This window comes from Kitasatospora sp. NPDC004615 (genome assembly GCF_042873545.1).
In the GTDB taxonomy this organism is placed as follows: Bacteria; Actinomycetota; Actinomycetes; order Streptomycetales; family Streptomycetaceae; genus Kitasatospora.
Genome location: NZ_JBIALQ010000001.1, coordinates 671,655 through 687,022, shown reverse-complemented (window position 1 = coordinate 687,022; position 15,368 = coordinate 671,655). Strand labels below are relative to the sequence as shown.

The window sequence follows — 15,368 nt, the reverse complement described above, 5'->3', positions numbered from 1 at the left end:
CGCGCGCTCCGGCTCCGGGACCCGCGCACCGGCGGGCCGGTGGCCGACCTGCGCGGTCACACCGGCCGGAGCCGGGGGAGCGCGCTGGTCTCTCGGGCGTTCCACTGCCGGAACTTCGCGGGCAGGCACGTGCCGCAGGGCCGGTAGCCGGCGGCGATCGCGGTGGCCTCGTCCGGGAAGAAGACGCGGTGGCGGACGTCATGGCCGGCGGCGATGAAGCGCAGGGCGGAGGGGCGGTCGAGGCGGCCGTGGATGCGCCTGGGGCGGTAGCCGCCGAGGGTGCCGGGGGTGGTGCTGGTGTACGGGTGGCCGTCGGGGCCGATCAGGGTGCAGGTGCGCGGGGGTGCCGGGGTGGTGGGGTCGCGAATGCGCCGTGTCAGCGGAGGTCGGCGAGGAGTTGGTCGAGCAGGTGCTCCTCCTCGACGCGCAGGGCGTGTTCGGCGATGGCGGAGGAGAGGGACGGGTCCCAGGGCGTGGGGGCGGGGTGCCGGTGGTGAGGGGGGGTGCCGTGGCCGCGTCGGACGGCGGCGAGGTAGGAGGGGGCGTCGTAGCGCCGGGGGACGGCGCCGGGGAGGCGCAGGACGGTGGCGGCGATGCGGGCGCCGCCCCAGTCGAAGTCGCCGTGGTGGGCGAGGGGCGAGCCGGCGGCGGCGATGGCGGTGAGCAGGACGCGGGCGGCGACGGAGGGGTTGCCCTCGACACAGACCATGGGCGGGCAGTCGGGCCCGTACGCATCAGCGGCCGCGGCCAGGATCGCGGGGTTCTCGCAGACGCGGACCGTGCGTCCGTGGAGGTCGAGTGCGGGCGGCCGGCGGGTGAGTTGGCGGAGGGTCAAGAGGCAGGGTTCGCCGTCCTCGCGGGCGGCGGTGAGGATGCGTCCGGTCGGGTCGGAGGGAGAAACGGGGAGGTTGAGGACGAGGACCCGGGAGGACAGCTCGTCCAGGGCCACGCCGACCGAGGCCCAAGCGGCCCGGCGGCTCTCGGCGCCGCCGAGGAGTTCGGCGGGGGCGGTGAGGGCCCGGACGGCGGAGAGGACGAGCGTGGTGAGCGGCCGGCCGTGGTCCAGCGCGTGGGAGTCGCCGATGGTGCGGGCGGCGAGGACAGGGAGGGTGAGGCCGTCCGCGGGGAGGTGGGAGAGGACCCGGGCGGTGTCGGTGGCGAGTTGCCGGGCCGTGGCCGGATCGCCGCCGGACAGCCGTTTGAGCAGCCCGGTGCCGGGCAACTTGGTGTGCCAGTCGGCGAGTTCGGGACGGCCGGTGACGGCGGGGCGGTCGAGCTCGGCCAGCGCCCGCCGCCAGGCCGCCGCCACGGCGGCCTCCTGCCCGTGGCGGTCCGTCACCGGGCCGGTCAGGGCGGTCACGGCGGCCGCGAGGCCGTCCGGACCGGCGCCGCTGGCCCGGAGCGCGGCGTCCACGGCGGGGAGGGAGACGGACAGGGAGCGCCCGGGCCGACCATCGCGGTCGAAGGCGCTACGGTCTACTGCCCCGCCCCGCCCCGCCCCGCCCCGCGCCTTCGCCGCCCGTGATGTAGTTCCTGTCTCGTGCCGGGGGCGGTTGATTCAGCCGTGGTTGGGGCGGTGGATGAGGAACTCGGGCCCGTACACGTGTGTGCTGTCACCCGGTAGGGGCTTGACCATCAACGCCTGCGCAGCCCCTTCCAGCGTGAACATCGCACCGACCGACTGGCTCAGCGCGGAGGAGTCCCCGTCCCGCCATGCCGTCTCCAGGAAGTCGAGCATCTTGGTGTACTGGTCGTTGAAGGCGGTGAGCAGATCCTGCACGTCGCCCGCGGGGTTGGGCCAGGCCCCCTGCGTGAGCCGGCCCATGGGGTACGTCTCGGGGAAGGGAACCGGATCCCCGACCCAGTCGTACGGTGTGGGGCCGGAGGGCGTGGGCACCAGCCGGTGTCCCTTCCAGATCTCACCGAAGCCGTAGTAGTGGGCCAGCTTTCCGCCGGCGGTGGGGTCGTCGGGCAGATGGCTGGTGCCCTCTCCCTGCTCCTTGATCACATCGATCGCCTTTGTGATCTGGTCGACCGAGGTGAACTTCTCCAGCGTGTTCCTGCCGATTTGCGTCTCCATCTGATGGCCCGACCCGATGGATGGTTTGACGTTGTTGAAGGCGTCCCGCACCGCGTCGTAGAACTGGCCGATCGTGACCCACTCCTCCTGCAGGCGCGCGAGCGGGTTCTCGGGCATCTCGATCTCCATGAAGACCTCCCGGACGTACGTCTGGGTCAGCCCCTGGAGGTACACATCGATCGTCGGCCGCACATTGCCCGGCAGCTTGCCCGGATACGGCGGGGCCGCGGCGAGGATGCGCGGTGTCCCGCCGATCGCCGACAGCATGTTGCACACCATCCCCATGTGGTACATCTCGTCGTGGACGACGCTCTTGATCACCGCCTCGGCATCGGAGCCCGTGGTCTTGATGGACCACATGCCACACAGGTAGGGCGGCAGGGTCGACAACTCCAGAGCGATGGCGGACTGCAGACTCTCCTTGATCCACTCCAGGTCGTGATCGACCGCTGGGGTCTTCATGAGTTCGGCGATCGGCACCGGCTTGGTGGCGTAAGTGGTCACGGTGGTTCCCGTTCGTTCGATGGGAGCGGCGGCCAGGCACGGTCGACGCGGCCGGAGCTCGAGAAGAAGCTCCGGCCGATCACGACTGTTCAGTGCGAATCCCCGCGCCGCTGAGTGCGCATTCGATCGTTCCCGGAGTGGATCGTGACAAAAGCGGACAGATGAGCGAAGACTCCTTCGGCGTACTCGCCGTCCGGGGCCGTGCGCGGACCCGCGGCGGCGTAGCGCGCCCGGAGCGGACGCGGCCGAGCCCGGACCGGAGTTGCAGGTGCCGGCGGCCTCGGTCCGTGGTCGACGCGGGGTCGACCTGGACCCTTGCCGCGCCGGAATGGACGCCCACCTGCGGGCAGACGGAACAGCGGGGCCTCAGGTGTCGAGCTCGCGGGTGATCTTCGAGCGGGCGGGGGCCCAGACGCCGTCCGGCAGGAAGCCCTCCTCGCCGACCCGGTCCAGCTGCATCGCGACGTAGTGCGCCGAAGCGTCGCAGTCGTCGTCCGCCTCGTCGAAGAACGTGATGCTGTCGGGAGCCAGGTGGAAGTTCCAGTCCGGGTTGTGGTCCGACTTCTCTGCGACGACTCGTCCCTGGACGTGGACTTTCGACGTCTCGAGTCCCGCCAGGACGGCCCGGGCGTGCCTGATCTTCTGCTCGTCGTCGAGTCGGAACACGAACTCGTCGTCGTTCGGTGCTGCTTGGAGACCGAAGCGGGAAGTCGCCATCGTGTGCCCCTCCGAGAGTTTGAATCAGCGGCCGTGTTCCGTGTCGACGGCGGCCGGGACACCAGCCATGTCCGCACCGACCCGCGGGCTTCGTCGGACGGGCAGGACGTTCCCGCTCCGGTTCGTCCCGGCGGCAGACTGCCGCCGGATCCGGACACTAATGCAGCGGAGGTCCCGGCATCGCTCATCGGCCCAGAACATCACCCGGAAGGAAGCGCCGAGAACCGGGGCCATCGAATCCGGAATGCCGCCGGTCGGCCCGGCGCAGTCACGGGACCGACCGCAACGCCTGCGCGACTCCCAGGAGTACGGGGTTCAACGCCGCGTGGCGTGCGTCATGCGCCCGGGGCAGCTGCACCGTCGTCGCCGACCACCCCGCGCTGCGACGCTCGTGAACGCACCACGCTGACCCCAACACGGCAACGCAGTAGGTAAGGCATGCGTATTCCGACAGTCGTCGCATGCCTCTGACGGGTCCTCCTGGAGGGGTGGGGGAGCTCCGGAGAGTTGGGCAGACCACGGGGGTTGAGGAAGTGCAGTCCTGTTCGGCGCCGTTGAAGGACGGGACACGGGAGGTCGCCGGTCCGGTGCTCGCCGTCGTCGCCGGGGGAGGGGTGTCAACGTCCGGTCATCGGGGGCGAGTTGTGGCCCGTTCATGGGTGCGGCGCGCGGTGTTCTGGCAGGCTGGTGCGCGGCATGTCCGAACCGGTCCGGTCAGGAGTGTTCCATGGCAGCAGGGGAGCAGGAACCCGCCCAGTACGACGCCATCGGTGAGCGGTACGCCGACTTCAAGCGCGATCACGGCAATTCGCCGGAGGAGCCCGCGGTGCGTGCCCTGCTCGGGGATCTCGCGGGAGCCCGGGTCCTCGACGTGGCCTGCGGGTTCGGCCGTTACACCCGGCTGGCGAGGGAGCTTGGTGCCGCGCGCGCCGTGGGGGTGGACGTTTCGGCGGAGATGGTGGCGTTGGCCCGGGCGGAGGAGGCGCGGAGCCCTGTTGGGGCCGTGTACCACCGGCACGACGCGGCCGCGCTGCCGGTGTTGGGGGTCTTCGACGCGGCGGTGGCCGTCTGGCTGTTCAACTACGCCGAGGACCCCGGGCGGATGGCCGACATGTTCCGGGGCATCCGCGCCAACCTCGTCCCCGGTGGCCGCCTGGTCGCGGTGACGGTCCACCCCGGTTACGACGCTGCCGACCCGGACCGGCAGCCCGTCGGGGCGCGGGTGACGGCGGCCCGGCCCGTACCGAGGGGCACGGCTCTCGTCCTGGAGTTCCCGGTCGAGCCGCCGGTCGTGCTGGCGTTCACCCGCTGGGACGCGGACGTCTACGAGCAGTCCGCCCGCCAGGCCGGCTTCACCGACCTGACCTGGCACCCCGTCCGGAATCCGGCGTCGGAACTGCCGGGACGGGAGGACCCGTTCATCGTCGCCCTCGTCTGCGCCTGACCGGGCGGCCCCGCGCACGGGGTGCATGATTCCGCGGTTCAGCGGGCTCGGTGGCCACCATGCCGCTGCGCTCGGCCGGTCGCACCTTCCGGGCGGCGATCAATCGCGCTGCTCAGCGAGATGAGCTGTCCGCCCACAAGGACCACGAACTGTCCGCTCACCCGGACGTCCTCATGTCGGCGGACAACACCCCGCCCCCACATGGCGCGGGACCGCCCCGGAGCCCGAAGGCCCCGGGGGCGGTCCCATTCACCTTCACCGAACGAGCGGCGAGGTGATGGGTGTTGTTATCCCACGAGCCGGTCCGCGTCCGAACGCCGACGCGCCCGGTACAGCAGCACACCGCCCAGCGTCAGCAGCCCGCCACCGGCGAGACCGGCCGCGGCGAGACCCGCGGGCGAACCCGTGTCCGGCAGGTGACCCCCGCCACCGGCGTGCGGCGGCTTCGAAGGCACCACGACGACGCTGAACCCGGGTGCGAGCACGCCTGGAGCACGGCCGAGCAGGTCCATGCGCGAGGACGCCGTGGAGGGCCTGGTTCTCGGAGTGGAGAGTGTTCCGGCCGGCCAGCCTGGCGGACGGGGTGCTCGCCGGGGTCGGTCTGCCGTCCCCGTCCTCGGGAGGCTCGCTGACCCCAAAGTCTGTCGGGTGTCCAGGCTTGTAGGCTCGAGTGGAACAGCTCTGATTATTTGAAGGGGGAGCCCGGTGCGCGCCCGTCGATGGATAACTGTGGTTGCTGGAGTCGTCGCGCTGAGCAGCCCGGCGGTCGCGTATGCCCGCGGCGGGGGCGGTAGCCACGGGTTCGGTGGCGGTGGTGGTGGCGGTGGTGGGGGCGGTGGCTTCCACGGGTCGACCGGCACCGGCTTCGGCTACGGATTCCTGGCCGGTGGCGGCGGCGGTGGGATCTTCCCGCTGCTGGTGATCGTGGCTGTGATCCTGCTGGTCATGTGGCTCAGGTACCGGCGCCGGAAGGCGAGGCAGGCGGCCGACCTGAACACGGTGTCGGACCGTACGGCGCACCGCTCGGACGCGCAGGCGCGCGAGCGCGCCGCCCAGATCGGGGCCCGGGTCGATGCCCTCGCCGAAACGGATGCGACCTTCGACCGTGCCGCGCTCGAGCGCCGGGCCGTCTGGCTGTACACGACCGCCCAGCAGGCCTGGACCCGGAACGATCTCGCCATGCTGCAGCAGATCCTGTCCCCGGTGCTCTACGGCAAGTGGGCCGACGAACTGCACGACTACGCGTCGCGCGGCGAGGTCAACGTCGTGGAGATCGTCTCCGGCCCGGTGGTCGAGCTGGTCGATGTCGCGAACCGCGCAGGCGAGCTGAACGACACCGTCACCTTCCGGATCACCGCGACGCTCAACGACTACGTGCGCCGCGGCTACGGCACGGACGCCGTGCGCAAGGACGGATCGACCCGCCCGGTCGAGTACTGGACGCTGCGCAAGAACCCGGCCGGGGAGTGGATCGTGTCGTCGATCGAGCAGGCGGCCGAGGGTGCGCACCACCTGACCAGCGCCATCGAGACGGACGGCTGGGACCAGAAGGAGGTCGCCCGCGAGGCGGTGCTCGAGGTGGCCGGGAAGACCGCGGTCAAGGGCGTGAGCGACATCCTGTCGCTCACCAACATCTCGTGGAGCACGGACGCCGACAACGCCGTCGGCGACCTGAGCGTGCTCGACGGCCGGTTCGACAAGGCGGTTCTCGAGGTCGCCGTTGAGCGGTTCCTCGAGGAGTGGGTCATGAACGACGGCAGCCTGGACTTCACGTCCGTGCGCACCGTCAACCGAACCGTCATGCGCAACGCCGTCGTCAAGTCGGTCACCGTGCGCTCGCTGGTCTCGCGCGACCCGATCGTCTTCCGGGTCGCGGTCGACGCGGAGGGCGTCTACTACGAGGTCGACCGGCGCAGCGAGCAGGTGCTCCGCGGCGACGCGCGCGAGCGCAGGCCGATCGGCTTCGCGTTCGATCTCCGGCTGGACGACACGTCGAGCAACGCGTGGACCGTGATCGCCGCCGACGCGGCGTAGGCGGGGCCCGCGCTGCGCGCATCCTGGCTGGTCAGGCCTTGATGGATGTGGCAGGGGAGTCCGAAAACCCTTGGCGCCGGAGGGTGTCCACCCGACAGAGTTGATCTCGTCCGGTTCGCGGACATTCCGATTAGCGGACATTTCGATTAGGGGAGGACGAAACCGCCATGTCCACACTGCGGGTGACCGCCGAGCGCCTGACCGTCCTGGAGCACCCGAACGCGGACGCCCTGGAGCTGGCGCAGGTCGGCCTCTACCGGGCCGTGGTGGCCAAGGGGGCGTACCGGACCGGGGACTTCGCGTGCTACATCCCCGAGCAGTCGGTGCTGCCGTCCGAACTGATCGAGGAGCTCGGGCTGACCGGCCGGCTCGCGGGCGGCAAGGCCGACCGGGTCAAGGCGGTGCGGCTGCGCGGCGAGCTGTCGCAGGGCATCGTCTGCCGCCCCCGCGCCCTTGCCGGGGTCGACCTGTCCCGGGCGGCCGAGGAACGCACGGACTTCGCGGAGCTGCTCGGTGTCACCAAGTGGGCGCCGCCGGTGCCGACCATGATGAGCGGCGACGTCGAGCCGGCGCCCGACCTGCTGCCCTGGGTGGACATCGAGAACCTCAAGCGCTTCCCCGACGTCTTCGAACCGGGCGAGCCGGTGGTGGTCACCGAGAAGCTGCACGGAAGCTGCTGCCTGCTCACCTTCCACGCCGACACCGGCGCGGTCCAGGTCTCGTCCAAGGGCATCGGGGCGCAGGGCCTCGCGCTGAAGGAGGACGGGCGGAACCTCTACTGGCGTGCCGTCCGCGCCTACGGCATACCGGAGTTGGCCGGCCGGATCGCCGACCGGCTGGGGGCGAGCCGGGTCGGGATCTTCGGTGAGGTCTTCGGGGAAGGCGTGCAGGACCTCGGGTACGGGGCGAGCAGCCGCACCGAACAGCCGCCCGGATACGCGGCGTTCGACGTCTCGGCGGTGATCGACGGCCAGCTGCACTGGCTGGACGCGTCCCAACTGCTCGCCGGCGAGCTGCCGGTGGTGCCCGAGCTGTGGCGCGGACCGTTCGACGCGGAACGCGTACTGGAACTCGCCGAGGGCCGCGAGACCGTCACCGGGCGACAGTTGCACACCAGGGAGGGCGTGGTGGTCCGGCCCGCGGTCGAGCGCTACAGCTGGGTCCTGGGCGGCCGGGCGATCGTCAAGGCGGTCGGCGGCGGCTACCTGACGCGCAAGGGCGGCACCGAGTACGAATAGCAGGCCGGGCGCGGCGGGGCTTCAGCCCGAAGGCGGAAGCCCCGTCGCCTGCCCAACGTCGGCCCCTTTCCCGTCCCCGGCCTCGTCGCCGCTGGGGTGGGAGCGCTTACCTGGCAGCGGCTCGTGGCCCGGCGGCGGCCCAAGGAATCGTGGGTCAGCGACGTCGCGTTCGACGGGGTGACGGAGCCGGGCGTGGGCCCGGTTCAGCGACCGCTGCCCAGTGGTCGGCTCCTTGCGGGCGGGGTGTCTGGTCGGCACGGCGAACGTGCCGCCGGCGCCTGTGTACGCCATGTCGGCCAGGGCCGGGATACGTAGCCGGACGCAGGTCCTGACGATGCGGTGGGTGCGGGCGGCGGTGAGGTCGTGGGTACGGCCGGGCAGGGCGCGGGAGATCCGCACGAGCTTGCCTGTCGGGCCGGTGATGACCTGGTGGTTGACGCCGTGGCGGCGGTGTTTGCCGGAGTAGTCGGCGCGGCCGTCGCCGACGCGGTCGTACTCGGCGAGGGTTCCGTCGACCAGGACGTATTCCGGGTCGACCTCGCGCAGGGCCCGGGTCAGGCCGGGCGCCTTCCGGGCGAGCAGGTCGGTGGCCTGGTGGACGTAGGCATGGGCGGTGCCGACGCTGATCCGGAAGCCGGCGGCGATCTGGGCGAGGGTGTCGTGCTTGCGCAGGTAGACCAGCGCGACCAGAGCCCGTTGAGAGGGCCGGAGTTTTCAGCGGCGGTCACCCTCGCGGGTGACGATGAGCATGGTGACCCACTCGACGAGCGCGTGCGGCAGGTTCAGTGCGGCAGGGTCGGTGACCAACGAGGCTCTCTGGTTGGCTGCTTGAGACGTGAGACATCTCGCTCAACCGACGGGGAGCCTCGTTCGTTCTGCTCTCATCCGAGCACCCTGCCGTCACCCGAACGGTGCCCGCCTTGAAAAGGCTCACTCTCTTCCCCGCGCACCAACTAACGAGCACCAAGCTCGACAGTCACGCCCACAGCGGCTTCTGTTAGGACCTCTTAGTGCGAGCCCTGCTGGGCCTCAAGGAAATAGGAGACCTTCGCACCATCGGCCTTGACCCCGATCAGTTCCTCGATCACGGGTAGCTGATCGTCGGACAGCGGGAAGCTGGAGCCGATCAGGTCGGGCCACGGCCCGACCAGGTTGGCGGCGCTCGCCTCGTCGAACGAGGCCGGGAGGGTCCGCTCGACAACGAGCTCGTCGTCACTGCGGTCGAACCCGAGTACAACCCAGATCATTTCACGCACGTCCGTCCTGCCTCGGGCCCCTTGAGCTGCTTGCCGTTCACGTCGAACGCGCCGAGATGCTTGCCCTGCTTGTCGTACTTCTCGACCTCGCCCTGCTGGGAGTCCCACTCGTAGATGTTCTTCTTATCCTCCCAGCGCGGGCGCAGGCCACCGCCCTTCTGGACGGAGGCTTGTTGCTCACGCCATCACGAACGGACGAATCGTCACATCGGTTGCGCCCCACCAGCAACGATCAGCAAGATCGTGTTATCAGCTCCTTGGGCGGAAACGCTGGAATGGTTCTGTTCCCATGCGCCGACCGGGTGATTTCGGAAGCCGCTGTTCGAGCTCCTTCAACCTCCTGACCTGCTGGTTCCAGTTCCTGGCGGTCGGCGCGTGGGTGGCGTGCTGTCGACAATCAAATACTTCGCACGCATTCTTCTTGTGCTGGCGCCCTATCGTGAACGGAGATTGGCCTGTCATGGACAGATCTACTGCGCTGCAGCTTGCGGCTGATGAGATGGAGGAGCGCGAGCTCCGCCGCAGTCGCATCGAGATCATCGACTACGTGCCCAGCGATCCCTCCCAGGGGGTACTGGCGCCCCCTGGGAGCATCACGGTCTTCGTCGCGCATGACGGGGATCCCATCCTTCAGCGCGTCCGTGACGCCACGTCGGGCCCCGCTGGAGCCGATGTCCAGCTGTCGCGGGAGATCCGTGCCATGTTCGAAGGCCGGGAGCGCTCGAGCTACTACCACGCGTACCGGCTTCTGCGGGCCTCGGCGAGCTTCGCCACCATTCGGTACGGGGCCAAGACGCTTGCGACAAACATCTTCCCGCCCCCTGGGCCGAATCTTCTGGTGCTGGAAAACCCTTTCAATGGCGGCCGTCTCGACCCTGGCGAGTTCACACTCGTCGAGCACCACGTCCCCGGAGCCGAGGGCGGTCTCGCCGCCATTGCACTCCGGCACATGCCACCTCTGACCGAGGCCGAGCGAGCCGCGGTCGAGCAGGTGCCCGAGAGCCAGCTCGAGATGAATGTCGCCATGCGCGCCGACTGCTGCGACAACTGGACGGACTACGCCCAGGCCGTCATCGCTGTCACGATCGCGATGGCCTGCATGGCGGCTCCCCGGCCCGAAGATGTCTCGCTCTCAGCAGAGGGGATCGAGCGTCTGGGCCCTGCAGCCTCAGCACGCAAACTACTCAACCTCCGCCGCGAACTGCTTGGACACGACCACGGTTGAGGCCTACGCCATGCGCCCGCTCGCAGAAGTGCTGCTCGCCGGCCTGTTCGTCGGCTGGTTGCTGGCAACAGCCCTATGTCAGGCGCCGTCACGTGTTCAGAACCGGCTGAGAAAGGCCGACGTGTTCGGCCTGATCCCGCGCTGGCACTTCTTCGCGCCACGACCAGGGACACAGGACTTCGTCCTTGTCTTCCGCGACCAGGCCTCCAGCGGTTCACTGTCGCGATGGCGAGAGGCTCCGCGCCTGCCAGTGAGCCGGTTGCCTCTGTGCGCGTTGTGGAACCCGGGCCGCCGCCACACCAAGGCGATGATCGACATCACCGTCGAGCTCATGAATCTGGTCGTCGACGATCGAAACAAGAAGGAGATCGAGCTGTCCGTGCCGTACTTGGCGCTACTCAACCACATCTCCGGGCTGCCCCGCCTGGATGGAGAATGTCTCACGCAGTTTGCTCTGGTAGCCACACAGAGCTCAGCGTCCACTGAACCCCCGGAAGTCGTCTTCGTCTCGTCGATGCACGCGATCGGATGACTTCACCGTGAATGCTGAACTTGCCATGCGCCTCACGGTCGGCTTGGCAGCCGTCGGCGTGGCCATCTCATCGCTGGAATACCTCCTTCGTCCAGGCCTCCTGGCCGATGATGCCCTCGCCAGTTGGTCAGTGACCCGAACCAGCCACGCCTGGATGGTGACGCCGCGAGCCGAAGCAATGCTGGAACGGCTTTTCGCCTACCCGAACTTCGCGGTGGTGCTTGTCCTGCGGCTACTCGCCGCCGCGGCAGTGATGGTCGGCCCGCCGCTGCCGCTTGCCGCCCTGGCGGCCCTGATCGCGGTGAGCTCATCTCTCCTGGCGCAACGCTCGCCGTACGGCACGGACGGGGCCGATCAGCTGACGGTCATCATCTTCGTTGGCGCCGCACTTTCGGAGGCGATCGCCACCCCAAACTCCTACAAGCTCTTCCTCTGGTTCATTTCGGCACAGGCATGTCTCGCCTACCTCACCGCTGGCGTCGCCAAGTTGGCGTCCCCGGTCTGGCGGGAGGGGGGCGCTCTGCCAGGCATCCTCGGCACAAGCAGCTACGGCTACCGCCGCCTTGGCGCGGTCCTCGCGCGTCATCAGAGAACCTTCTGGACCCTGGGGTGGCTGATCATGGCGCTTGAGTGCGTATTCCCTACCGTACTACTGGGAATTCGACCTTTGACCTACGCAATGCTCGCGGCCATGCTCACATTCCATGTGGGAGCAGCATTTCTGATGCGACTGAACACCTTCTTCTGGGCGTTCACTGCCACCTATCCGAGCATTCTCTTCTGTGCTTTGGGCTCACCTTGACCGGCCTCGCCGAGGGTAGGGATCAGCGGAGCGGCTAAGGCGGTGGGTGGCCGGAGGGGGACGACGTTGTCGGGGCGGACACTGTGTTCTGCTGCTGTTTCTTGCGCCTGAGTCAGGACGGCTTCGGCGAGGGCGAATTGGGTGACCACTCTGCGGAGTTCTTCGAGCTCCGCTTTCTGGTGGGTGGTGGTCTTCTTGAGTTTGGCGATTGGTTCGCGGAGCCGCTTCTCGTTCTCGGGAATCTGCTGGGTTTCGGTGCGGACCCGTTCGTAGAACTCGTTCTTCAGACCGTGTTTGAGATCTGCCGTGTCCCGTTGCTGAGGCGTTCGTTGAGCTCATCGTGAGCAGTGTTGGGGGTGGGTATCCGTCGGACCTGACGGATGAGCAGTGGGCGCTGGTGGAGCCGTTGCTTCCGCCTGCGCGGGTTGGCCCGAAGGGTGGTCGGCGGGAGAAGCATCCGCGGCGGCGGATCGCGGACGCGATCTTCTACGTGGTGCGCACCGGGTGTGCTTGGCGGCAGTTACCGAACGACTTTGCTCCGTGGCCGACGGTGTACTGGTACTTCACGTGGCGCACGGCGACGGAACCGTCGAGCGCATCCATGACGCGCTGCGCCGCAAGGTTCGCGAGGCTGACGGCCGTGATGCGGAGCCGAGCGCCGGGCTGATCGACTCGCAGTCCGTCCGCACTGCCGACACAGTCCCGGCCGCGACCAGGGGCTTCGATGCGGGCAAGAAGGTGAAAGGTCGCAAGAGGTTCATCGTCACCGACACCCTTGGCCTGCTGCTGGCCGTCCACGTCGTCGCGGCGAGCATCCAGGACCGCGACGGCGCGAAGCGGCCGTTGCTGTGGACCAGGCTCGATCATCCCAGCGTCAAGAAGGTCTGGGCGGACCAGGGCTTCGCCGGCCGCCTGGTCGAGTGGGTCGCTCAGATCCTCGGCCGCGACCTGGAGATCGTCCGCAAGGACCCCGACCAGCGCGGCTTCCAGGTCCAGTCGAAGCGGTGGGCGGTAGAGCGCACGTTCTCGTGGCTCACCGCCCACCGGCGCCTAGCCAGGGACTACGAGACCAGCCCGGCCCACTCCGAGACGATGATTCGATGGGCGATGATCAGCATCATGGTCCGGCGGCTCACGCGAGGCCAGCCCGCTACCCTACCAGGTCCAAGGCTCCTGTCCCGCACCAGCACATGACGCCCCAAGGGGGTTCCCGGTGTACGTCCCAGCACCCGCACTTCGAGTTCTATCCGAGATCATCGTCAGTCCGAATGTCGGTGCCGTGCACCTTCGTCGCGCAGGCGAGGTCCTGGTCGCCCGGGCCGAGATGAACGCCAGGATCCTCGACACTGGCCGGAGTCGGGTCTCGGGCGATGATCTCGACGAGCTGCTGCTCAGCATCGCTGACATAGAAGACGTCTACGTCGACGCATGGCATGCGTGCCAAGCAGGAACCAACGACTGGCGTACAGCCAAGGGCCTGGCAGCACTGGAGGCCGCACTGAGACATGCTGTCGAATACTTCCTCGCAGTCGCGTCCCGGGAGTAGCCGACCCGGCGAATCCTTGAGATCTCAAACGCGCTCTCAGATCCGCGTGCCTTCATGAGAGCCATTCGGTGGACGCCTGCCTCGTAACTCTGTGGGCTGGGCGATGTCGGTCTGGGTGTGCAGCTGCTGTCGGCGGCGCGTCGTGAGCTCATCGAGGTGTTCACCGGGCTGCGTCCGGCTCAGTTCCGGCGCCTGGTCCAGGCGGTGAAGTACCGCGGAGGCCGGACGCTGGACCCGTCCAGACCCGGCCGGCCGTGGGCGCTGTCCTTTTTTGCAGGGGTCTGGGTGGATGAATGCTGACCTTTTGCCGGCTTTCCGACGGCCCGTCATCTCTCCCGGAAGGGGCTGGCGGGCAGGTGGAGGATGCCGGCCTGCGACGACAACCGGCAGGCACACGCCGTGGATCGCGTCACGCCGAGGACCACACCGCCGGCCCGGTTGACGCTGATACGCAGATCGGTGAGCTGTTGCCGTTGGCGGTGGGCGTGGCGATCAGTCCGATTCCGATCATCGCGGTCGTCTTGATGCTGCTGTCGCGGCAGGCGACCAGGACCAGCCCCGGGTTCCTGGCCGGGTGGGCGGCGGTGCTGTGGTGGCCGTGGTGGTGTTCACGCTGATCGCGGCGAGCACGGTCGCCGTCCCGGTGAGCGGCTACCTGGCGGCACGCGACCGGATGACCGGGCCGCTGGAGCGACTCCGGGGCTGGCTGGAGCAGAACAATGCTGTGGTGATGACCGTGGTGCTGCTGGTGATCGGTGTCGCCCTGCTGGGCAGGGGCATCGGTGGGCTCAGCTCGTAGGGGGGCGGTGTGGGACGGCCCTTGTCGGGCCGTCCCATCGTTGCCTTGTGGGCCTGGCCGGAGGTCAGTCGGCCCGGAGCTCCGTGCGGGCCAGGGCCGTTACCGACAGCAGCAGGACGGACGTGCCGAGCAGGACGGACGGGGTGAGCGGCTCGTCCAGGACGGCGGCGGCGATCACCGTCGCGCTGAGGGGTTCGATCAGGGCCACCACGGAGGCGGTGGCGGCGCGGATCACTGCCGCGCCCGCGAAGTAGAGCGCGTACGCGAGGGCGGTCGGCACGGTCGCCAGGTAGCCGAGCAGCAGCAGGGTGGACGGCAGGGCGTGCGTCGACGGGAGGAGGCCCTCGGCGAGGGCGAACGGTGCCAGGCAGACCGCGCAGACCGTGAACGACCAGAGCGTGGTGACCGCCGGGTCGTCCGCGGTGCCGGTACGGGCCCAGTGGCGGGTGGCGACGGTGATCGCCGCGTAGCCGGCCGCCGAGGTCAACGCCCAGGCCAGGCCCAGCGGTTCGGCCTTTACGCCCCCGCCGCCGCCGAGCATCAGCACCGTCAGGCCCAGCAGCGCGCCCGCGATCGCCGACACCCCGGCGCGGCCCAGGCGTTCGCCCATCAGCAGCCGTCCGCCGAGAGCCACCATCACGGGCGCCGAACCGAGCGTCACGACCGTGGCCACCGCCAGGCCCGCGTGCTGCACCGCGAGGAAGTACGCGGCCTGGAACAGCGTCAGCCCGAGCCCGTTGAACAGGATTCGGGCGGGGGCGGGCCGCGGGCGCCTCGCCTTGGTGGACAGCCGCAGCGCGAGCAGGACGCCCGCACCGCCGAGCGAACGCCAGAACGTCAGGGCCAGCGGCCCCAGCCCGCTCTGCCGGAACAGCAGCGCGGCCGCCGCCCCGGCGGTACCCCAGGCGGTCGCGGCGAGCGCGACGTACAGCAGGCCCCGTCGCGCGGGCAGGGCAGTGTGCGTGGAAAACACGGGTGAACTCCCGAAAAGCCGTGATGGTCAGTGGCCACGGAAGCGGGCAGCACCAACCAGCCCGGTCGCCCCGCCCGAAACGGCAGGATCCCGGACGCGCTCAGGAAGTGGCCGGCCGCCCGCTCAGACGGCGGGAGGGGGCAGAACACCGCGATGCATGGCGGTCACTGTACCGGGCGGCGGGGGTCGGCTGGTTCAGTCGGGATCACTGTAGGTTG

The 15,368-nt window shown here is 69.4% G+C and carries 17 protein-coding genes and 2 pseudogenes; 11 read left to right on the top strand and 8 right to left on the bottom strand.

The features are described from left to right. Nucleotides 1-376: 376 nt before the first annotated feature. From ACFYS8_RS03180 to ACFYS8_RS03170, 3 genes are all read right to left on the bottom strand, one after another. On the bottom strand, nt 377-1,558 hold the full coding sequence (locus ACFYS8_RS03180) for a TIGR02679 family protein (RefSeq protein WP_387636822.1): 1,182 nt from the start codon (nt 1,556-1,558) through the stop codon (nt 377-379). After that, entirely contained in the window at nt 1,559-2,584 is a 1,026-nt protein-coding gene (locus ACFYS8_RS03175; RefSeq protein ID WP_387634959.1) for a ferritin-like protein, read from the bottom strand. Nucleotides 2,585-2,950: 366 nt separating this feature from the next. Further along, nucleotides 2,951-3,301 (bottom strand): calmodulin, encoded by a 351-nt coding sequence (locus ACFYS8_RS03170; protein WP_387634957.1) that lies wholly within the window; start codon nt 3,299-3,301, stop codon nt 2,951-2,953. 727 nt (nt 3,302-4,028) lie between these two features. On the opposite strand from ACFYS8_RS03170, the gene ACFYS8_RS03165 reads away from it, so the two are divergent. Beyond that, entirely contained in the window at nt 4,029-4,745 is a 717-nt protein-coding gene (locus tag ACFYS8_RS03165; protein WP_387634954.1) for a class I SAM-dependent methyltransferase, read from the top strand. A gap of 287 nt (nt 4,746-5,032) precedes the next feature. On the opposite strand, the gene ACFYS8_RS03160 is transcribed toward ACFYS8_RS03165, so the two are convergent. After that, nucleotides 5,033-5,257: an LPXTG cell wall anchor domain-containing protein gene (locus tag ACFYS8_RS03160; RefSeq protein ID WP_387634951.1), complete on the bottom strand. Its 225-nt coding sequence runs from the start codon at nt 5,255-5,257 to the stop codon at nt 5,033-5,035. 217 nt (nt 5,258-5,474) lie between these two features. Between ACFYS8_RS03160 and ACFYS8_RS03155 the strand changes: the two genes are divergently transcribed. Both ACFYS8_RS03155 and ACFYS8_RS03150 read left to right on the top strand, forming a co-directional pair. Then, a complete protein-coding gene (locus tag ACFYS8_RS03155) occupies nt 5,475-6,779 on the top strand; it encodes a TIM44-like domain-containing protein (protein WP_387634948.1) in 1,305 nt (434 codons plus the stop codon). Between the two features lie 167 nt (nt 6,780-6,946). Further along, nucleotides 6,947-8,017, top strand: a complete 1,071-nt coding sequence (locus tag ACFYS8_RS03150; protein ID WP_387634946.1) for an RNA ligase (ATP) — start codon at nt 6,947-6,949, stop codon at nt 8,015-8,017. Between the two features lie 156 nt (nt 8,018-8,173). On the opposite strand, the pseudogene ACFYS8_RS03145 reads toward ACFYS8_RS03150, so the two are convergent. The 3 genes and pseudogenes from ACFYS8_RS03145 to ACFYS8_RS03135 form a co-directional block, all read right to left on the bottom strand. Beyond that, a pseudogene (locus ACFYS8_RS03145) lies at nt 8,174-8,824 on the bottom strand (transposase family protein); the annotation flags it as partial. 200 nt (nt 8,825-9,024) lie between these two features. Further along, the gene (locus tag ACFYS8_RS03140) at nt 9,025-9,264 is read right to left on the bottom strand and encodes a hypothetical protein (RefSeq protein ID WP_387634944.1); all 240 of its coding nucleotides are present in this window, start codon (nt 9,262-9,264) and stop codon (nt 9,025-9,027) included. Beyond that, nucleotides 9,261-9,437: pseudogene (locus ACFYS8_RS03135) on the bottom strand (colicin E3/pyocin S6 family cytotoxin); the annotation flags it as partial. The pseudogene ACFYS8_RS03135 and the gene ACFYS8_RS03140, both read right to left, overlap by 4 nt. Nucleotides 9,438-9,733: 296 nt before the next feature. On the opposite strand from ACFYS8_RS03135, the gene ACFYS8_RS03130 reads away from it, so the two are divergent. From ACFYS8_RS03130 to ACFYS8_RS03095, 8 genes are all read left to right on the top strand, one after another. Further along, entirely contained in the window at nt 9,734-10,498 is a 765-nt protein-coding gene (locus tag ACFYS8_RS03130) for a hypothetical protein (RefSeq protein WP_387634941.1), read from the top strand. Then, nucleotides 10,479-11,030, top strand: coding sequence for a hypothetical protein (locus ACFYS8_RS03125; protein ID WP_387634939.1), 552 nt, complete (start codon nt 10,479-10,481; stop codon nt 11,028-11,030). The genes ACFYS8_RS03130 and ACFYS8_RS03125 overlap by 20 nt, the downstream gene beginning before the upstream one ends. A gap of 7 nt (nt 11,031-11,037) precedes the next feature. After that, entirely contained in the window at nt 11,038-11,832 is a 795-nt protein-coding gene (locus tag ACFYS8_RS03120; protein ID WP_387634937.1) for a hypothetical protein, read from the top strand. Between the two features lie 337 nt (nt 11,833-12,169). Next, nucleotides 12,170-13,026 (top strand): IS5 family transposase gene (locus tag ACFYS8_RS03115; protein ID WP_387636819.1). Its coding sequence is split into 2 segments (ribosomal slippage): nt 12,170-12,412 and nt 12,415-13,026, totalling 855 coding nucleotides; the frame shifts between segments, so codons are not numbered across the junction. Nucleotides 13,027-13,045: 19 nt separating this feature from the next. Continuing rightward, nucleotides 13,046-13,378 carry a hypothetical protein gene (locus tag ACFYS8_RS03110; RefSeq protein ID WP_387634934.1) on the top strand — a complete coding sequence of 111 codons (333 nt, stop codon included), beginning with the start codon at nt 13,046-13,048 and terminating at the stop codon, nt 13,376-13,378. A 117-nt stretch (nt 13,379-13,495) separates the two neighbouring features. Further along, nucleotides 13,496-13,678: a hypothetical protein gene (locus ACFYS8_RS03105; protein ID WP_387634932.1), complete on the top strand. Its 183-nt coding sequence runs from the start codon at nt 13,496-13,498 to the stop codon at nt 13,676-13,678. Next, nucleotides 13,672-13,995, top strand: coding sequence for a GAP family protein (locus ACFYS8_RS03100; protein ID WP_387634930.1), 324 nt, complete (start codon nt 13,672-13,674; stop codon nt 13,993-13,995). Before ACFYS8_RS03105 ends, ACFYS8_RS03100 begins: the two co-directional genes overlap by 7 nt. Beyond that, nucleotides 13,953-14,177 carry a GAP family protein gene (locus tag ACFYS8_RS03095; RefSeq protein WP_387634927.1) on the top strand — a complete coding sequence of 75 codons (225 nt, stop codon included), beginning with the start codon at nt 13,953-13,955 and terminating at the stop codon, nt 14,175-14,177. The genes ACFYS8_RS03100 and ACFYS8_RS03095 overlap by 43 nt, the downstream gene beginning before the upstream one ends. A 64-nt stretch (nt 14,178-14,241) precedes the next feature. Here the strand turns inward: ACFYS8_RS03095 and ACFYS8_RS03090 are convergent, their stop codons facing one another. Continuing rightward, nucleotides 14,242-15,150, bottom strand: coding sequence for a DMT family transporter (locus tag ACFYS8_RS03090; protein ID WP_387634924.1), 909 nt, complete (start codon nt 15,148-15,150; stop codon nt 14,242-14,244). Nucleotides 15,151-15,368: the final 218 nt, after the last annotated feature.

Excerpts from the sequence above, each read along its gene's own strand:
- ACFYS8_RS03150 (WP_387634946.1), top strand. The coding sequence starts at position 6,947 with ATGTCCACACTGCGGGTGACCGCCGAGCGCCTGACCGTCCTGGAGCAC.
- ACFYS8_RS03100 (WP_387634930.1), top strand. The coding sequence starts at position 13,672 with ATGCTGACCTTTTGCCGGCTTTCCGACGGCCCGTCATCTCTCCCGGAA.
- ACFYS8_RS03170 (WP_387634957.1), bottom strand. The coding sequence starts at position 3,301 with ATGGCGACTTCCCGCTTCGGTCTCCAAGCAGCACCGAACGACGACGAG.
- ACFYS8_RS03165 (WP_387634954.1), top strand. The coding sequence starts at position 4,029 with ATGGCAGCAGGGGAGCAGGAACCCGCCCAGTACGACGCCATCGGTGAG.
- ACFYS8_RS03160 (WP_387634951.1), bottom strand. The coding sequence starts at position 5,257 with ATGGACCTGCTCGGCCGTGCTCCAGGCGTGCTCGCACCCGGGTTCAGC.
- ACFYS8_RS03130 (WP_387634941.1), top strand. The coding sequence starts at position 9,734 with ATGGACAGATCTACTGCGCTGCAGCTTGCGGCTGATGAGATGGAGGAG.
- ACFYS8_RS03140 (WP_387634944.1), bottom strand. The coding sequence starts at position 9,264 with ATGATCTGGGTTGTACTCGGGTTCGACCGCAGTGACGACGAGCTCGTT.